The 17,747-nt window shown below is 69.9% G+C and carries 14 protein-coding genes; 8 read left to right on the forward strand and 6 right to left on the reverse strand.

The window, feature by feature from the left end:
- Complete coding sequence (locus Q0Q47_RS07395; protein WP_293856774.1) at positions 1-633, forward strand: hypothetical protein; 633 nt, start codon at positions 1-3, stop codon at positions 631-633.
- Here Q0Q47_RS07395 and Q0Q47_RS07400 read toward each other — a convergent pair.
- Positions 614-3,322 (reverse strand): bifunctional acetate--CoA ligase family protein/GNAT family N-acetyltransferase, encoded by a 2,709-nt coding sequence (locus tag Q0Q47_RS07400; RefSeq protein ID WP_293856777.1) that lies wholly within the window; start codon positions 3,320-3,322, stop codon positions 614-616. The genes Q0Q47_RS07395 and Q0Q47_RS07400 overlap by 20 nt on opposite strands.
- A gap of 126 nt (positions 3,323-3,448) precedes the next feature.
- Positions 3,449-6,676, reverse strand: coding sequence for an ATP-binding protein (locus Q0Q47_RS07405; RefSeq protein WP_293856780.1), 3,228 nt, complete (start codon positions 6,674-6,676; stop codon positions 3,449-3,451).
- Positions 6,677-6,931: 255 nt separating this feature from the next.
- Here Q0Q47_RS07405 and Q0Q47_RS07410 point away from each other — a divergent pair, with 255 nt between their 5' ends.
- Together Q0Q47_RS07410 and Q0Q47_RS07415 are read left to right on the forward strand one after the other, a co-directional pair.
- Positions 6,932-7,396, forward strand: a complete 465-nt coding sequence (locus tag Q0Q47_RS07410; RefSeq protein ID WP_293856783.1) for a phasin — start codon at positions 6,932-6,934, stop codon at positions 7,394-7,396.
- Positions 7,397-7,583: 187 nt separating this feature from the next.
- Positions 7,584-8,339, forward strand: a complete 756-nt coding sequence (locus tag Q0Q47_RS07415; RefSeq protein ID WP_293856786.1) for a phasin family protein — start codon at positions 7,584-7,586, stop codon at positions 8,337-8,339.
- 107 nt (positions 8,340-8,446) lie between these two features.
- On the opposite strand, the gene Q0Q47_RS07420 is transcribed toward Q0Q47_RS07415, so the two are convergent.
- Positions 8,447-10,657, reverse strand: a complete 2,211-nt coding sequence (locus Q0Q47_RS07420) for a CHASE2 domain-containing protein (protein WP_293856788.1) — start codon at positions 10,655-10,657, stop codon at positions 8,447-8,449.
- 238 nt (positions 10,658-10,895) lie between these two features.
- Between Q0Q47_RS07420 and Q0Q47_RS07425 the strand changes: the two genes are divergently transcribed.
- Positions 10,896-11,672, forward strand: coding sequence for an SDR family oxidoreductase (locus Q0Q47_RS07425; protein ID WP_293856790.1), 777 nt, complete (start codon positions 10,896-10,898; stop codon positions 11,670-11,672).
- A 128-nt stretch (positions 11,673-11,800) separates the two neighbouring features.
- On the opposite strand, the gene Q0Q47_RS07430 is transcribed toward Q0Q47_RS07425, so the two are convergent.
- Positions 11,801-12,829, reverse strand: a complete 1,029-nt coding sequence (locus tag Q0Q47_RS07430) for a glutamine synthetase beta-grasp domain-containing protein (protein ID WP_293856793.1) — start codon at positions 12,827-12,829, stop codon at positions 11,801-11,803.
- Positions 12,830-13,256: 427 nt separating this feature from the next.
- Here Q0Q47_RS07430 and Q0Q47_RS07435 point away from each other — a divergent pair, with 427 nt between their 5' ends.
- The 4 genes from Q0Q47_RS07435 (at position 13,257) to Q0Q47_RS07450 (ending at position 15,704) form a co-directional block, all read left to right on the forward strand.
- On the forward strand, positions 13,257-13,451 hold the full coding sequence (locus Q0Q47_RS07435; RefSeq protein ID WP_293856796.1) for a DUF2735 domain-containing protein: 195 nt from the start codon (positions 13,257-13,259) through the stop codon (positions 13,449-13,451).
- 157 nt (positions 13,452-13,608) lie between these two features.
- A complete protein-coding gene (locus Q0Q47_RS07440; RefSeq protein WP_293856799.1) occupies positions 13,609-14,205 on the forward strand; it encodes a hypothetical protein in 597 nt (198 codons plus the stop codon).
- A 161-nt stretch (positions 14,206-14,366) separates the two neighbouring features.
- Positions 14,367-14,978 carry a hypothetical protein gene (locus Q0Q47_RS07445; protein WP_293856802.1) on the forward strand — a complete coding sequence of 204 codons (612 nt, stop codon included), beginning with the start codon at positions 14,367-14,369 and terminating at the stop codon, positions 14,976-14,978.
- 90 nt (positions 14,979-15,068) lie between these two features.
- On the forward strand, positions 15,069-15,704 hold the full coding sequence (locus tag Q0Q47_RS07450; protein WP_293856805.1) for a hypothetical protein: 636 nt from the start codon (positions 15,069-15,071) through the stop codon (positions 15,702-15,704).
- Here Q0Q47_RS07450 and Q0Q47_RS07455 read toward each other — a convergent pair.
- Together Q0Q47_RS07455 and Q0Q47_RS07460 are read right to left on the reverse strand one after the other, a co-directional pair.
- Positions 15,669-16,619: a glutaminase gene (locus tag Q0Q47_RS07455; RefSeq protein ID WP_293856808.1), complete on the reverse strand. Its 951-nt coding sequence runs from the start codon at positions 16,617-16,619 to the stop codon at positions 15,669-15,671. The two genes, Q0Q47_RS07450 and Q0Q47_RS07455, sit on opposite strands and share 36 nt — an antisense overlap.
- A 286-nt stretch (positions 16,620-16,905) precedes the next feature.
- Positions 16,906-17,745 (reverse strand): GntR family transcriptional regulator, encoded by an 840-nt coding sequence (locus Q0Q47_RS07460; protein ID WP_293856811.1) that lies wholly within the window; start codon positions 17,743-17,745, stop codon positions 16,906-16,908.
- Positions 17,746-17,747 lie beyond the last annotated feature (2 nt).

Raw genomic sequence — 17,747 nt, forward strand, 5'->3', positions numbered from 1 at the left:
ATGCCGCTCCAGAACAGGGTGGCACCCGACGCGAGCATCTGGGCCCGGCCGGAACGCGGTCTCGTCATGGGCAACCGGGGCGGACGCATCCACGATCCCGTCACCAAGACGCTGCGCACGGCGCGCTGGTCGTCGCGGGCCTGGATCTGCTGCACGCTGGCCTTCAAGGGCCGCCACCACGACGTGTTCGGCCGAACCTATACCGCCCTCTTCTTCTGCGACGAGGTGACGGCGCTCGCGGCCGGCCACCGCCCCTGCATGGAGTGCCGCAGGCGCGATGCGCTGGCGTTCCGCGCGGCCGTCGTCGCCGGCCGCGGACTGACGGAAACGCCATCCTTCCCCGATCTCGACCGCCTCCTCGACGCCGAGCGCCGCGACGGGCGGGACAAGAGGCTGCACGAGGTCGCCTTCGACGACCTGCCGGACGGCGCCATGGTGAGCGAGGGACCGGAGCGGTTCGCGGCCATCCGGGGCACCGCGCTTCTGCCCTGGAGCTTCGCCGGCTACGGCGCGCCCCGGCCAAGGCCGCGCGGCAAGGCGCAGGTGCTCACGCCGCCGACGACATTGGCCGCCCTGGCATCGGGCTACAGCCCGACCTGGCACCCCGGCGCCGTCACTCCGTCAGGCGGGTGAGGTCGAGCTCGACGACGCGGATGTCGCGATCGTCCGGATCGCTGTGCGACTGGAACCCGAGCGCCTCGCACATGGCCAGCATGGTCGTATTTTCGCGCAGGACCTGACCCGACACGCGCTTCAGGCCGTCCGCCCTCGCATACTCGATCATCAGCTTCATCAGCGCCCAGCCCAGTCCCCTGCCCTTCAGGTCCGACCGAAGCAGGATGGCGTACTCGCCCTCCTCGTGGTTGGCGTCGGAATGCAGGCGCACGACGCCCATGAGGTCGCCCGTGCTGCGCTCGATGGCGACGAAGGCCATGGCGCGCGCATAGTCGATCTGGGTGAGCCGGGCGATGAAGGCGTGGCTGAACTCCTTCACCTTGGCGAAGAAGCGCAGGCGCAGGTCCTCGGCCGTGACATGGGTGAAGAACTCTTCGTAGAGCCGCTCGTCCTCCGGACGGACCGGCCTGACGTCGACGGTCCAGTCGCCCTTCAGCGTGAGGCTGCGCTCCCACTCCGTCGGATAGGGCCTGATGGCGAAGCGCGGGTTGATGCCGTGGCGGCGCGAGGACGGCGGCGCCGGCTCGATGCGGACGCGCGCGTCGAGCGCGATGCAGCCCGTCTCGTCGGCGACCAGCGGGTTGAGATCGAGCTCGCGAACTTCCGGAATGTCGGCCGAGAGCTGCGCGAGTTTCACCAGCGTCAGCGCCACGTCGTGCTTGTCGGCCGGCGGAACGTCGCGGTAGCCCTGCAGCAGCCGGTACACCCGGGTTCGGGCCATCAGCGTGTCCGCCAGCACGAGGTCGAGCGGCGGCAGGGCGAGCGACTTGTCGTTGATCACCTCGACGGCCGTGCCGCCGCGTCCGAACACCACGACGGGCCCGAAGGTGGGGTCGTCGGCGAGGCCCGCGATCAGTTCCCGGCCGCGCGGCCGATGGATCATCGGCTGCACGGTGACACCGTCGATCACCGCGTCGGGCCGGGCGACCCCCACGCGGGCGATCATGGCCTGCGCCGCCTCCACCACCGCCTTCTCGCTGGAGAGGTTCAGCACCACGCCGCCCACGTCGGACTTGTGGGTGATCTGCTGCGACAGGATCTTGATGGCGACGGACGAGCCCGTGGCCAGGAAGCCCGCGGCAACCCGACCGGCCTCCTCGGGTGTCGCCGCGGCCCGCACCGGCGCGACGGGCACGCCATAGGCCTCCAAAAGCCCCGTCACGTCGACGGGATCCAGCCAGCGCTGGCCCGCCTCAAGCGCCCGGCGGACGATCGCCCGCGCCGCATCCACCTGCGGATTGAAATCCGCCGGCATGCTGGGCGGCGTCTCCATCAGGAGGTCCTGGGCCTTGCGATAGGCGACGAGATGCATGATGCCCTGCACGGCATCGGCTTCCGTGGGGTAGCTCGGGATGCCGGCCGCCTCGAACACGGCGTTGGCCTCGGTCTGGTCGCCGAGCCACACGGCGAAGACCGGCTTCGGCCGGAACACCCCCGTGCGATAGGCCTTCACCGTATCGGCGACCGCCTGGGCCGCCTCGCGGCTGGACACCAGGGCCGTCGGGCAATTCATCACGAGGATGGCGTCGGTGGCCGTATCGGACAGCATGGCCTTGAGCGCCTTGGCGTATCGGCCCGCATCGGCATCGCCGATGATGTCGATCGGATTGGGCCCGCTCCAGCCCGGCGGGAGCTCGGCGGCGAGGCGGTCGAGCGTCTCCTGCGTCGGCGTGGCGAGGGTGCCGCCCAGGTCGATCAGGCGGTCCACGCTGAGCACGCCGAGCCCGCCGCCATTGGTCAGCACGGCGATCCGTTCCCCCTGGAACGGCGCCACGCGCGACAGCGTCTCGGCCGCGGCGAAGAGTTCGTCGAGATCGTTCACCCGCAGCAGGCCCGCGCGCCGCACGGCGGCCTCGAACACGGCGTCGGCGCCGGCGAGCGCGCCGGTGTGGGAGCGGGCGGCCGTCGCCCCCGCCTTGTGACGACCGGCCTTGACCACCACGACCGGCTTGGCGCGGGCCGCGGCCCGCGCGGCGGACATGAACTTGCGCGGATCGTTGACGGATTCGACGTAAAGCAGGATCGCCCGCGTCCCACGGTCCTGGGCGAAGTGGTCGAGGCAGTCGCCGAAATCGACGTCGATCTTGTCGCCGAGCGAGACGATGCCCGAGAAGCCGATCCCGCGCGGCTCGGCCCAGGCGATCAGGGCCGTAGCGATCGCGCCGGACTGCGAGATCACCGCCAGGTCCCCGGCGCGCGTGGGCGTCGCCGCGAAGCTGGCGTCGAACCGCACCTTGGGAGCCAGCACGCCCAGGCAGTTCGGCCCGACGATGCGCAGGCCGTAGCGCCGCGCGGCCTGGGCCATCCGCTCCTCGGTGGACCCCGGCCCGCGGTCGAAACCGGCCGTGATCACGATTGCGACCTGGACGCCCCGCTTGCCAGCCTCCTCGAGGATGGCGGGAACCGTCGCCGGCGGCGTCGCCACGACGACGACGTCGGGGACGCCCGGAACGTCGGCCAGCGAGGCGAAGCACGGCAGGCCGTCGATCTCGGCATGCTTGGGGTTGATCGGCCAGATCGCGCCCGGAAATCCGGCCCGGCGGATGTTGCGCATCAGCGCATGGCCCATCGACCCTTCGCGCGGACTGGCGCCGAAGACCGCCACGGAGGACGGCGCGAAGAGAGTGTCGAGGCGGTAGGTGCTCATGCGGATGCTCCAGGCGATTCGTCCGGCGCGTGCCGAAGTCGTCGCTGATAGGACGTCACCCGCCATGCTGCACTGCGATATCGCAATGCACAATGCGGGAGGATCCGGAGGTCCGGATCCGTCGCGTCACTCCGCCAGAACGCGCGTGGTCGGAAAAAGCACCTCGACGAGCGTTCCGCTGTCGCGGGCACTGCGGATGGTGAGCGCCGCGCGGTTGGCCTCCACGAGCGCCTTGGTGAGCGGGAGACCGAGGCCGGTGCCGCCGGCCCGGCGGGCGGTCGCGACCTGCCGGAAGGGCTCCAGCGCGGTCTCGATCTCCTTCTCGGTCATGCCGATGCCGGTGTCGCGCACGCGGATCGCCACCTCGCCACGATCGGTCATCGCGGTCGAGACGATCACCTGGCCGCCCGGATCGGTGAACTTCACCGCGTTCGACAGCAGGTTGAGCACGATCTGGCGCAGCGACCGCTCGTCGGCCACGACCCGGGGCAGACGCTGGGCCAGGGCGGTGCGCACGACCACGCGGCCGGACCCGGCCTGCGGCTGGATGAGGGCGACGGAGCGCGCGACGCTTTCGTTCACGTCGACGCTGACGAAGGCGAGGTCGAACCGCCCGGCCTCGATCTTGGACAGGTCAAGGAGGTCGTTGACCAGGCTGATGACGTGCCCGCCGGAGGCATGGATGTCGCGCAGGTACTCCAGGTAGCGCTCGTTGCCGACGGGGCCGAAGCGCTCCTCCATCATCACCTCGGCGAAGCCGATGATGGCCGACAGCGGCGTGCGGATCTCGTGGCTCATCTTGGCGAGGAAGTCGGACTTCTGCGCGCTCGCCTCCTCGGCGGCCCGCTTGGCCTCCAGGAGATCGGCCTCGGCCTTCTTCCACGGCGTGATGTCGCGCAGCACCGCGCAGAACTTGCGCTCCGGCGGATCGGAGATCGCGCCCAGCGTCATGAACAGCGGGATGCGCCCGCCCTGGCGCACGCGGCCGACCACCTCGCGCCCATCATTGAGCACGCTGGCGACCCCGTTGGACTTCAGGCCCTCCAGGTAGTCGAGCGCGGTGGCGTGGCTATCCGGGGCGAACAGGGAGATGAAGGTCTCGCCGGCGACCTCGTTCTGGTCGTAGCCGAAAAGCGCCTCACCCGACCGGTTGATCGACAGGATGCGCCCGGCCTCGTCGAGGACGATGACCCCGTCCGTCGCCGTGTCGAGCATGGCCCGCAGCTCGCGAACCTCGCCTTCTCGGCGCCGCAGGTCGAGTTCCGTTGCCTTGAGCTTGGGGCCGAACTCGACATCGACGGCCCGCCGGAAGGTCATCAGCGTCGCGGGAAGATCGTCCCACGGCACGGTCTGCAGCCGCGCGTCCACGCCGATGATGTCGCCATCGCGCGTCGAGAGCGCCACGGTGCCACCCTCGGCGCCGATCAGCGTCGGCGTGCCGCGCCCGCGGAACAGGCGCTGCATCCCGCCCTCGCGGTGGAAGCTGTCCATGTCCTCCCAGCCCAGCAGGTCGAGCAGGGTGCGGTTCATGGTGATCGGCACGTCGCCCCGGCTGACGAGGACGCCCACCGGAAGCCGGTCGAAGATCGCGTCGGCATGCCGGGCCAGGTCGGAGAGACCGGGCTCCGCCTCCGCCGCCGCCACGGCCGCCGTGTCGTCGTGCTCGGCCCCCTGCTGCTCGGGGGCGGTGAGGTGCGCGGGCGCGGCAGGCTCGACACGATCGACGGGGACCGGCGTCGCGCCGTCGGTCGAGGACACCTCGCCGCCGTCGGTTGCCTCGTCGGCCGGCGTGGGCTCGGCGGGCGTGGCCTCGCTCGTCCGCACCGGAGCTTCGGACAGCATCGGCACGGGCTGCGCGGGCGCCTCCAGATCGCCTTCGAGGCGCGCGCCGAGGGCCCGGGCGATCTCGCGGAAGGCATGCCGCTCGCTGCGGCTGAGACCGGACCGGCCGTCGTCGGGCATGTCGGCCCGCACTCCGGTTCCCGCACGGATCGGCACGACCTTCGAGTCGGCGAGCGTGGCACGAACGGCCCCGCGCACCTGTGAGAACGGCACGACCGACGTCTCGGGCGGACGCGGCTCGATGCTCGCGGCCGGCCGCTCAGGCTGGTCGGCGGGCGCCTCCGGCTCGCGCCATTCGACGTCGATCTCCGGCGCCGCGTCGGCCGTGTCCTCCTCCTGGGCTTCGACCGGCGTCACCGCGACGGGCTCCGTCGGGACCGCCGCCTCGGCGCTGGCGTGCGGTTTGTCTTCGGGCGTCTCCTGCACGGGATCCGCCGCAGCCGTCTCGCCGGCGGAGCCTTCGACCTCCGGCCCATCCGTCATGACGGCATCGTCGGCATCCGCGACGACGGCGTTCGCCACGGGCGGCACGTCCTGGGCCTCGTCCGGGGACGGGTCCTGCGCGGGAGCCTCGACGGGATGATCCGGCTCCACCGGCTCGGCGGCCTCTTCGGTCTCGATGTCCGCTTCCGGAGCGACGGCATCGAGCGCGCGGGCGGACAGGCCCTCGATCCGCACCAGCCCGAAGCCGCGCATGCCGGGGGACACACCCTGGCGCATCGGGTCGGGGACGCCGGACAGCGCCACGGGGACGGACTGGCTGCCATCCCCCACCGGCCAGCTGACGTCGATGTTGGTGAAGGTCGTCGCCGCGTCCAGCGCCGCGCCGACGAGCCCGTCGTCCTGCACGCCGCGGGCGAAGACATCGCCCCACGTCTCTCCGGCGCGAATCGCCCAGGCGGGTCCCACCAGCTTTTCGAGAGCGGGCGCGGGCGCCACGAAGCGGCCTTCGCCGTCCGTCTGCCAGACGAAGCGCAGGAGCGGCCGACCGCCTGCCGCCGCGCGCAGGCTCTCGACCGTCGGCTGGGACGATCCCACCGGTGCGGCATCCGCCGGCAGCTCCGCCGCGAGCGGGGGCGCGGGCGGATCGAGGAGTGCGGGAAACGGCGCGGGCTCCGCCCCGGCGCGGGGCAGTCTCCGAGGCCCGGGAACGACCAGCAGGAGCAGAGGATCCTGCCCGTCCAGGAGGACGCGGCGGACGGAGAACGTCACCGTCTCCACCCGACGGCCGTTCAGCACCCGCAGCCGCTCGAGCCGTTGTCCCTGCAGGGGCGCGGCACCGGCAGCCAGTTCGGCGAAGCGGTCGACGGGCAGGCGATCGGGATGCAGGTCGGTCCCGGCCAGTTGGGCGGCGGGCACGGCGCCGACGAGATCGGCCCCCGCGGGCGTCGCCCAGACGACGCGTCGACCGTCCGCCGCCACGAGCAGCGCTGCCGCCCCCGCGGCGCCGAGGGCAGAGAGATCGGAACGGAGTCGCTCGGCAGTGGCAGACGGACGCGACGTGTCGGACACGAGAACTCCCGGCGGGCGGACTGGCCCATCATGGATAACGAACGCTTAATTCTAGGCGGGTGAACGCCGCGCGTCCATGAAGGGTCCCCCTCCCCACGGCGGCCTCTGGGGTTTACCTTAACGCCCGTTCGGAGCGCCTCTTGACCATTGTGCATCGCAACATTATGTTGCAGCGCACAATGACGCAGCACGCCGTGCCCGGGAGCCACGCCGGCGAGGTGCTTCCCACGCTGGCTCCAAGCAGGACACACGACCATGGCCAAGAGCCCGATGAACTACGAGATCCCGTCCGAGTTGCGCGACTTCGCCGAGAAGAGCGTCGAGCAGGCCAAGAAGGCCTTCGACGGCTTCCTGGGCGCGGCGAGCAAGGCCGCTTCCGCGGCCGAGACGCAGACGGTCGCCGTGCAGACGAACTCGAAGGAACTCGCCACGAAGGCCTTCGGCTACGCCGAGCAGAACGTGGGCGCCGCTTTCGAGCATGCTCAGAAGCTGGTCCGCGCCAAGGACATCCAGGAGGTCTTCCACCTCCAGCAGGAGTACCTGAAGGCCCAGGCTGCGGCGCTGCAGGTGCAGATGAAGGAACTCGGCACGCATGTGCAGAGCTCCGTCCAGAAGGCCGCCACCGAGGCCCAGGCGACCCTGCAGAAGGCGACTGTCGAAGTGCAGGAAGCTGCTGCCAAGGTGCAGAAGGCCGCCACCGACGCGACCAAGCGCAAGTAACCCGCGCATCCGCCCGTGCGGCACCGCTGCACGGGCCGGTTTGCACGACCCATTGGTCCGGACAGGCACGATCCTGCCCGGACGATCCATCGGGGCGGCTCGCGGGGCCACTCCACCTCGCCGCCGGCCCTCCCTTCCGCGCCCGTCCGGGTGACGGCCGCGAAGCCGTGTGACGAGAGGTCCGACCATGCCCACGAAGGAAAAGTCCACCCCGCCGCGCGCCGTCGCGGCGAAGCCCACCCGCAAGGCGCTCCCGAAGGCCGCGGCGCTGAAGACCGCCGCCGTGAAGCCCATCGCGGCGGTGAGCCCGGCGGCCGCCAAGGCCGCGCCGGCCGTCAAGGTCGCCCCCGCATCGAAGGCTGCCCCGGTCGTCAAGGCCTCGGCACCGGTTGTCGCCGTCGCGGCGCCCACGCCGCTAAAGCCCGCTCCGGCCAGCATCGCACCGGCCAAGATCGACGCTCCGAAGCCCGCCGTCGCCGCCAAGGTGGACATCCCCGCGAAGGCCGAAGCCCCTGCAAAGCCCGCCGCGCCCCTGGCGATCCCCGGTGCGCAGGCTCTTCCCAGGGCGCTGAAGGGCGCCGCGGACACCCCTGTCGCCAAGGCGCGTGACGCCTTCTCCGCGGCCCGCCAGTCGACCGAGGCGCTGGCCGCCGGCTTCGGCACCAGCGGCGAGGCGGCCGCCAAGGGCCTCAAGTCCTTCCAGGCCGCGCTGATGGAAGCCGTGCAGGCCAACACCGACGCGACGCTGGGCTACTTCCGCTCCCTCGGAGAGGTGAAGACCCTGTCGGACGCCATCGAGCTGCAGGTCCACACGGCCCGCAGGCAGTTCGAGGCCTTCAGCACCCAGGCCAAGACCCTCGCCGGCATCGCCAGCCGCACCGCCCAGGAAGCGACCGCTCCCGTCCGCAAGGTCCTGGATTCGTCCCTGCGCCCGGGCTCCTGAGCTCCGGTCGGCACGCGGGCCATCCGTTTCGCCAGACGCTCGCGGTCACGGCCCGCCAAGGCGGCCCGACTGCGAGTCGCCATTCGCCCGTATCGCAGCCGCCAGGCTCAGGCCACCCGTTCCACGTCGTCCGGCTGATCCTCCCAGCCGGACTTCGCCTGCGTCTCCCACACGGCATAGGTCTGGCGGAAACGCTCGGCCCATTTCGGCGAGGCACTGGCCACGCGTTCCAGCCAGCCCCCGGTCTCGCGCCCCGTGAGCGCGGCCTGAAGGGCGCGCTCATGCGCCGCGAGGAAGCCGGCGAACGCATTGCCCAGGGTGTTCGTCTCGCCCACCAGCGCGTAGATGCGCGTCGCGCGGGCCTGTCCCTTGAGCCGCAGCACGTCGAGCGGCACGAACGCAAATCCCTTGGCGGCCTCCACGATCTCCTCTGACACGACGATGGGCACCCCATATCGCTTGGTCAGCGGCTCGAGCCGCGCCGCGGTGTTCACCGCGTCGCCCACGATCGAGTAGTCGAAGCGCAGCGCCGAGCCCATGTTGCCCACGCAGGCCATCCCGGTGTGAAGACCGATGCCGAGCGTCACCGGATCGTCGTCGCACGCCGCTTCCCCGATCTCCGCGTGGAGCGCCGCAGCAATCTGGGGCAGACAGTCCTGCATGCGCAGGGCGGCGGCGCAGGCCTTGACCGCATGGTCGGGCACGTCGAGCGGCGCGTTCCAGAACGCCATCAGCCCGTCGCCGATGTACTTGTCGATGGTGCCCCTCTCGGCCAGCACCGCATCGGTCAGCGGCGTGTGCATGCCGTTGAGGAAGCGGATGACGCTTTCGGCGCTCATGCTCTCCGAACGCGAGGTGAAGCCGCGCAGGTCGCAGAACAGGATGGACAACGGCTTCGTCTCGCCGCCCAAGCGCAGGGCCGAGGGGTCCTGTGCGATCGCCTCGACGATCTCGGGCGCCACGTACTTGGCGAAGGCGTCGCGGATGCGCTGGCGTTCGTTCTCGGTGCGGCGATGTCCGCCGACCGTGGCCGCCAGGAGCGTGGCGAGCATCCCCGCGCTGGGAAACACCGGATCGAGAAGGACGCCCGCATGGCTGAACGCCAGCCAGCTCGATGCCCAGACGGCGCCCACCAGCACGAGAGACGCGGCCGCGGCCGTCAGCGGACGAAGGCTGCGCACGAGGCCGGCCGTGACGAAGCACCCGATGACGACGATCACGAGTTCCAGGCCACGGACATAGTCGGGGCGCACCAGGACCTCGCCGGAGAGGACCTGCTCGAGCAGCTCGGCATGGATGTGGATGCCCGCCACGCTGCCGTCGAGCGGGGTGGCCCGAATGTCGCCGAGGGCGGATGCGCCGGCCCCGATCAGCACGATGCGGCCCTCGATGGCTTCGCGGCTGACGAGGGCGGGGTCGAGCAGGCGCCAGGCGGGGATGGTGCGGCTGCGGTGGCCGCCGGAGAAGTGCACCCGGACCGCGCCGTCCGGGTCGGCGGGGATGATCAGCCCTCCGGCGCGCACGGCCTCGATGCCGCTTTGCTGGCCGAACGCGGCGACGGCGTTGGCATTGGAGGAGCGCACCGCGAGCGAGGGCGATGCCTGCGCCACGCGGAGCGTTTCGAGCGCCAGCGACGGCACGAGGCGGCCGCCCGCCGAGAAGAGCAGCGGGACCCGGCGGATCACCTGGTCGCGGTCGGGCCGCCAGTTGACGGCCCCGATGCCGGTGGCCGCTTCGGCGAGCTGCGACAGGGGCGGCACCGCGCCCCGGAAACGCGGGACGAAGGCGGACGCCGGATCGCCGAGTTCGGCGACGCCGGCCTTGGCGGACGGCACGCCCCCCACCGCGTCATCCGACAAGGCCAGCCCCAGCACGGACGGCAAGCGGCGCAGCGACTGGGCGAGCACGAGGTCGTGGGACTTTTCGCCGGCGGCCTTCACGATCCGGTCGCGATCCGGCCCGGGCGGCAGGCTGGCGGCGATCTCCTCTGGAGACGTCCGGTCCGGCTCGGACAGGATCACGTCGATAGCGACCGCAGCGGCGCCGAGCTCGGACAGCCTGTCGAGCATGGCGGCGAGCCGATGGCGCGGCCAGGGCCACTGGCCGAGCCTGCGCAGCGACTCGTCGTCGACGTCGATCACCCGGACCTCCCGGGACGGATCGCGCTGGCGGGGCTCGACCCGCTGGTAGGCATCGAACACGAGGTCGCGAAGTCCGTCCGACACGGAGCTGGGCGCAAGCACGAAGAGGCCGGCCACCGCGGCCGGGATGGCCGCGGATGCCAGCGCCGCGATCATGTCGGCGAGTTTTCGCGCCATCGTCCGCACCTGCCTCCACGCACTGTGAAGGCTAGCACGCACACATTCACGGAAAATGAGCGCAAACGCACAGGGCAAGTGCCATGGCGGATCGAAAGTCCTGCGAAAAACTTACCAATACATGCAAATTTTGATCTTTACGTCTTTAGGTTGCTGATGCACGTGCAGGTCCACCGGCGGCTTGACCCGCCGCGCGACAGTCTGTTCAAGCCACGCACGCGCAACGACGGAGAGAGCCATGGATCTCGGATTGAAGGGCAGGACGGTTCTGGTCACGGGCGGATCGAAGGGGATCGGCCTCGCCTGCGCGGCGCTCTTCGCGGCGGAGGGAGCGCGCGTCGCCATCTGCTCCCGCACGAAGGCCAATCTCGAAGCGGCCGCGGGGACGCTCGCTGGGGTCGTCGGCATCGCCGCCGATCTGCGCGACGAGGCGGAGGCCTTGCGGGCCGTCGACGAGGCCGAGGCCGCGCTGGGGCCGCTCGACATCCTCGTCAACTCGGCCGGGGCCGCCGCCCGCACGGTGCCCGCCGAGCTCACCCCGGCACGCTGGCGGGCCGCGTTCGATGCGAAGTTCTTCTCCTACGTCAACGTCATCGATCCGCTGGTGAAGCGCATGGGGGCGCGCGGACGCGGGGTGATCGTCAACGTCATCGGCAACGGTGGCAAGATCGCCTCGCCGACCCACATCGCCGGCGGATCGGCCAATGCGGCGCTGATGCTGGCGACGGCGGGCCTCGCCAACGCCTATGCCGCGAAGGGGGTGCGCGTGGTGGGCGTCAACCCGGGGACCACCGCGACCGACCGCGTTCGGCAGGGCCTGGAAGCCGAAGCGGCCCTTCAGAAGACGACCGTCGCGGCGGCGGAAGCCACCGCGGTGGCGCGAATTCCCCTCGGCCGCTTCGCGGCGCCGGACGAGGTCGCGCGGGCCGTCGTGTTCCTGGCCAGCGATGCCGCGTCCTACATCACCGGCGTGAACATCTCGATGGACGGCGGCACCGTTCCCTCCATCCTGTGAGAGCGCGTCGGCCCGCCGACCCCAGCGCCGAGAGGTCGCACCAGGCGTGACGGTCCCTCGACAACGGAAAAGGCGGCGGGAGACATCCCCCGCCGCCTGAAAGCGTCGTCGCGTCGGTCAAGCCTGGATCAGGCGGCCTTGGCGAGCGGAACGGTCGCGATCGTCTTCAGGATCTGCGAGGCGATCTGGTAGGGGTCGCCCTGGGAGTTCGGGCGGCGATCCTCGAGATAGCCCTTCCAGCCGTTGTTCGCGAAGCTGTGCGGCACGCGGATCGAAGCACCACGGTCCGCGATGCCCCACGAGAAGGTGTGGATCGAGGCCGTCTCGTGCTTGCCGGTGAGGCGCATGTGGTTGTCGGGGCCGTAGACCGCGATGTGGTCGGCGCGGGCCGCGCCGAAAGCCGCCATCAGGGACTCGAAGTAATCCTTGCCGCCCACCTCACGCATGTGAGTGGTCGAGAAGTTGCAGTGCATGCCCGAGCCGTTCCAGTCGGTGTCGCCGAGCGGCTTGCAGTGCCACTCCACGTCCACGCCGTACTTCTCGGTCAGGCGCTCGAGGATGTAGCGGGCGAGCCACATCTCGTCGGCGGCACGCTTGGAGCCCTTGCCGAAGATCTGGAATTCCCACTGGCCCTTGGCCACCTCGGCGTTGATGCCCTCATGGTTGAGGCCAGCCGCGAGGCAGATGTCGAGATGCTCCTCGACGATCTGGCGGGCGACGTCGCCGACGTTCTTGTAGCCGACGGCGGTGTAGTACGGGCCCTGCGGCGCCGGGTACCCGAAGTCCGGGAAGCCGAGCGGACGGCCGTTCTTGTACAGGAAGTACTCCTGCTCGAAGCCGAACCACGCGCCCTCGTCGTCGAGGATGGTGGCGCGCTTGTTCGACGGATGCGGGGTCTTGCCGTCCGGCATCATCACTTCGCACAGCACCAGGGCGCCGTTCTTGCGGGTGACGTCGGGAACGATGCGCACGGGCTTCAGCACGCAGTCGGAGCTGTGGCCCTCGGCCTGCAGGGTCGACGAGCCGTCGAAGCCCCAGTACGGCAACTGCTCCAACGTCGGGAAGCTGTCGAATTCCTTGATCTGCGTCTTGCCACGCAGGTTCGGCGTCGGGGTGTACCCGTCCAGCCAGATGTATTCGAGCTTGTACTTGGTCATCGGTCGTCTCTCACGCTTTGACGGGTCGTCGCGCCCTCGCGGTGGGTCTCGAAAACCCCGGTGACGCGCACGGTCCCCCAGTGCAAAGCAGAGAACGTGCCAGAGCTGACGATACGCCGCGCGCCATCGTCATCCTCGGAGCATCTGCATCTTGAGCCGGCCCGGGTTGCCTCACTCTCGACGCATCATGGCCGGGCCTTGGCCCGGCCACCCACGACGGGAGAATGGCGCCGGCCAAGTCGCGGGTCCCGGGCCCGAGCCCGGGGATGACGGCTGGGTGGCGGGCTTCGAACGCTATGATCACAAAATAGCCTGACAGCCTAAAAAATAGGCGCGCTCGAACTTAATAAAGATGCAATCTGGGAACCTTATGCTTGTCCGGACGTTGCCGACAGGGTCACCGATCCAGTCCGGAAGGGAGGCACACATGCCTGAGCATCCCGAGCGCAAGTCAGCCGTCATCTACCCGTTCCCGAGCCGCCCGCGCGTGGCGGGAGGTGATCTTCGCCAGAAGCTCCGCGACCCGGCCACCCCCGGGACCGGCTATCCGGCGACGACTTTCGGCAGCGGCTGGTACCACGACGCCGCCATCCGCGAGAGCGCGCCCGACCGCAAGCCCTGAACGCCGGGCCAAGCCTGACGGCGCGCCTCGAGCCGCGCCGGCCGCCGGTCCGTGTCGACGACCGTGTAAACGCATGGGCAACCGTCCCGACGGGATGAGCTTGCCGCCACCTCTGATTGCGGGTTCCGTGGAGCCGTTTCAGTAGGTGTTGTTCGTGATGTCGTCTATTGCCGATTACCTGGACAAGTGTACCTCCCCATCCTCACGCGACCCGATGGGCAGGCTCGACTACGCGCTGTTCGCGACGCTGAATCTCGCCGGATGGGTCCTGCTGGACCAGTGGCTGGGTCCGTACGGGCCGCAACGCCAGGCTGACGCCGTCACGCTCATCGAGACCTTCTGGCCGGTCGCGCTGGTCCTCGAATGGACGTTCCTGTGCGCGACCCTCAACCGCGCCGCCGAGGCGCGACTGCTGCCGAAGGAGATCCTGCCGTTCTATCTGCCGGGCCGGTTGCTGGCGCTGGTCCACGTGGTCGTGTTCGCCCAGGGCTTCCAGCTCGCTCTGATCGCCTGCGTCGCAGCCGCTCCCATCGTCTTCCTCCTGATCTGCCCGGCTCCCAGCTGGTCCCTCGATCCGCAGCGCCCTGCCTCTCCCGCCCCTCCGGAGCGGCGCAGCAAGCGCCGGGACGACGACGACGACAGCGGCTCAGGCTGGTCGGGCAGTTACGGCGGGGACGGCTCGTCCTGCAGCCGGGAACCCTCGTCCTGCGACATCGGCTCCTCCTGCTCCGATGGCGGATCGTCGGGAGACTGAGGGCGCAACACGAAGGCCGGGGAAGCCTCATGCCCACTGCGCTCGATAGACGGTTGCGTCGCACCAGAATTGAACATCCAGAAACCGTATCGATTGATACGATTTGAATTTGCATCAATATTCGATTTGGATGGCGATGCTTTCATATCGCGAATATTGTCATGAGCTCTCTTCAAGACTATTGCATCAAGGTGACGAGGCCGTGGTCAGACCTCACGATGACCAGGGTCGACTTCGCCCTGTTCACGGCTCTCAACCTGGCGGGGTGGGCCCTGCTGAACGTCATCCTCGGTCCCTACGGTCCGGACAGACAGGCCCATGCCTGGGCCCTGCTGCAGAAGGGCGGGTTCATCGCCTTCGCGCTCGAATGGACCTACCTGTCCGCGAGCTTCAACCGCGCTGCCGATGCAGGGATCGAGAAGCACAAGTTCTTCCTCGGCTATTGCCCCGGGCGCATGCTCGCGCTGACGCACGTCATCGTCGTGCCCGATCCGCTGACGGCCGTGATCACCGTGATCCTGGCGGCTGGCCCCGTCCTCGTCCTCTTGCTCTGCGGAACCGGCAGGTGGCTGCCCGGGATGATCCTGCCCACCGCGCTGGTCATCATGGACGCAGCCGATACCCCGAACTACCCCACGAACGACGGGGGGGCCGGCTCGTTCTTCGCCCAACGCTTTTTCGATGCAACGGGCGAGCGGCATCGGCGCGAAGCCGCCCGCAAGCGTTCCACGAACGGTTCAACGGCCGGGCCAGCGAGCAACGGCCCTGGATGAGGCCGCTCTCCTGACCAAACGACGCCGGACCTGCCATGCAGAGGGCGCCCGGGCGTCGCGTGAGCGGCCACTTCCTCAGGTGCTAGTTCCGTGGGCTCCATTCGCGACTTTTCGATCCTGATCACCCGTCCGTGGTCCGACCTGCCGATGGGAAGGATCGACTACATTCTTTTCGCCATCCTGAACCTCGCCGTCTGGGCCCTGCTCAACATCGTTGCGGGTCCGTACGGGCCTGCGCGGGAGCTCATGGCCCAGGCCCTGGTCGCCCGCTACGGCCTCCTCGCGGCAGCGATCGAATGGACCTTTCTGTCGGCCAGCCTGAACCGCGCGCACGACACCGGCTGCCCCAGGCTCAAGTTTCTCTGCGTCTACGCGCCGGGGCGGATGCTGGCCCTGTACCACATGCTGGTCGTGCCGACGCCGTTCATGGCCTGCGTCACCCTCGTCGCGGTCGCCGTGCCGTTGGGCTTCCTCATGATCTGCGGACCGGAGCGTTGGCTGTCGGGACTGACGTGGCCGACGATCGACCTCATCTTCAACACGATCATCTACATGCTGTTCTTCGGCCGGGACCATACGGGCCTCGGCTACAGGCCTCACCACGAGTTCCTGGAACACGTGGCGGCGTCCGACTATGAGCGCCGCCAGCGTGCGCTCGCCAGGATGGACCCGCGAGACCGGCTGCCCTGGTCACCCGAAGACCGACCAGCCCATCCGGGTCGCTAGCGCCTCGAGCGCGATCCGTCCCAGGTGCGAGTTGCCGGAGGCGTCCAGACCGGGGGACCAGACGGCGATGGATGCCTGACCGGGAACGATGGCGAGGATCCCTCCCCCCACCCCGCTCTTGCCGGGCAGGCCGACGCGATAGGCGAACTCGCCCGAGCCGTCGTAGTGGCCGCACATCATCATCAGCGAGTTGATGCGCCGCGCCCGCTCGGGCTTCACCACGAAGAGCCCCGTGGAGGGATTGCGGCCCTTGTAGGCGAGGAAGCGGCCGGCCATGGCGAGCTGGCGGCACGACATCGCCAGGGCGCAGTGGTGGAAGTAGACGCCCAGCGTGTACTCGACCGGGTTCTCGATGATCCCGAACGACTTCATGTAATTGGCCAGCGCCGCGTTGCGGAAGCCGGTGCGCTGCTCCGAGGCCGCCACCTCGCGGTCGATGTGGATCGTCTGGTCGTCGGCCAGGAACTGCATGAAGCGCAGGATCTCGCCCAGCGCCTCCTTGGGCTTGTGGCCGGAGAGGATGACGTCCGTCGTGGCGATGGCGCCGGCGTTGATGAAGGGATTGCGGGGAACGCCCTTCTCGAACTCGAGCTGCACGATCGAGTTGAAGGCGCTGCCCGAGGGTTCGCGGCCCACCCGCTTCCACAGCCTGTCGCCGACCATGCCGAGCGCCAGGGTCAGCGTGAACACCTTGGAGATGCTCTGGATGGAGAACGGCACCTCCGCGTCACCCCCCATGAACACCTCGCCGTCCGCATCCACGACGCACAGTCCAAAGCGCGCGGGATCGACCGTGGCGAGCTCGGGGATGTAGCTCGCGACGGTCCCCCGGTCCGGACGCGCGGCCATGACCTCGGCGATGTCGGACACGGCGGTCCGCAGGAGCGACTTGTCGGTGGTGGCGGCGATGCTCATGGGCGTGCGCGGGTTCCGGACGGGCCAGCGGTGTGCATCGCTTGGGCCGCCGAGGCAAGCCTATGTTCCGGGCAGTTCCGGGGGATTGGCCCCGCGGGGCGTTATCGGCGGCTGTCTCCGGAAAGGGTCGCTGCACTCCCGCCGCGCGTCATGGCGGGGCTTGGCCCGGGCACCCACGACGTCAGGATGGCCCCGGAAAAGTCGTGGATGGCCGGGCCAGGCCCGGCCAGGACGGCGGAGAGGTCCGAGCTGACAAGGGGCATTGGGGGCGGATGGCCCGAAGGGGCTACCCGCCCTCCGCGGCGCGCAGTCTTCTGTGCCTCAGCATGCGGCCGGACGAGCGTTGCCAGGCGTCTTCCATGAGGGCCATGCGCCAGTCGAGCACGGCGTTGATGGCGGCCGGGTCGCCGGACTTCAGCGCCGCCAGGGTCTCGTCCTGCGCCCGCATCGACAGCTCGCCGCTGGCACGCTCCACGAGCGACTCGATGCGCAGCGGTTCCAGCCAGTCGAGCAGGGTGCGCATCACCTGCACCAGCAGCCGGTTGCCCGTGGACTGCGCCACCGCCAGGTCGAAGCGGATGCAGGAGATGTTGAGCTGGAGCTTGGACCGATGGTCCAGCGCCTTGCGGTCCGCAGCGAGCACGGCGCGACCGAAGGCGATCGCCTCGCGCATGCGGTCGAAATCGTCGTCGCGAGCGTAGAGGGCCGCCGTCTCGCAGATACGCGGCATGAACAGGCGACGCGCCTCCAGGATCTCGTCCATCTCGCCGGGCCGCAGCGCCATCGGGCGAACCGGCACCAGCTCGTCGGCCACGAACATGCCTCCGCCGGCGCCGGGCTTCACGACCAGGATGCCGCCCTCGACGAGGTGGCGGACGGCCTCGCGAATGGTCGGACGGCTCGACTGGAACTGCCCCACCAGCGCGCGCTCGGAAGGGAGCTTGTCGCCGAGCCGCAGGGCGCCCTCGCGGATGGCGGCGGAGATGCGGTCCGCCACCTCGCCGCTCTGGCTCGGCACGTCGAGGGGCGCGAACCAGATCGAGCGTGGCCCGCCGCCGGTGGGCACGGACCAGCCGACGATGTCGGAGGTGAGCCGGTCGAGAAAGGCGCCGGGCGCGGGATTCACGG

This window comes from uncultured Alsobacter sp. (assembly GCF_945952055.1).
Lineage (GTDB): Bacteria > Pseudomonadota > Alphaproteobacteria > Rhizobiales > Beijerinckiaceae > Alsobacter.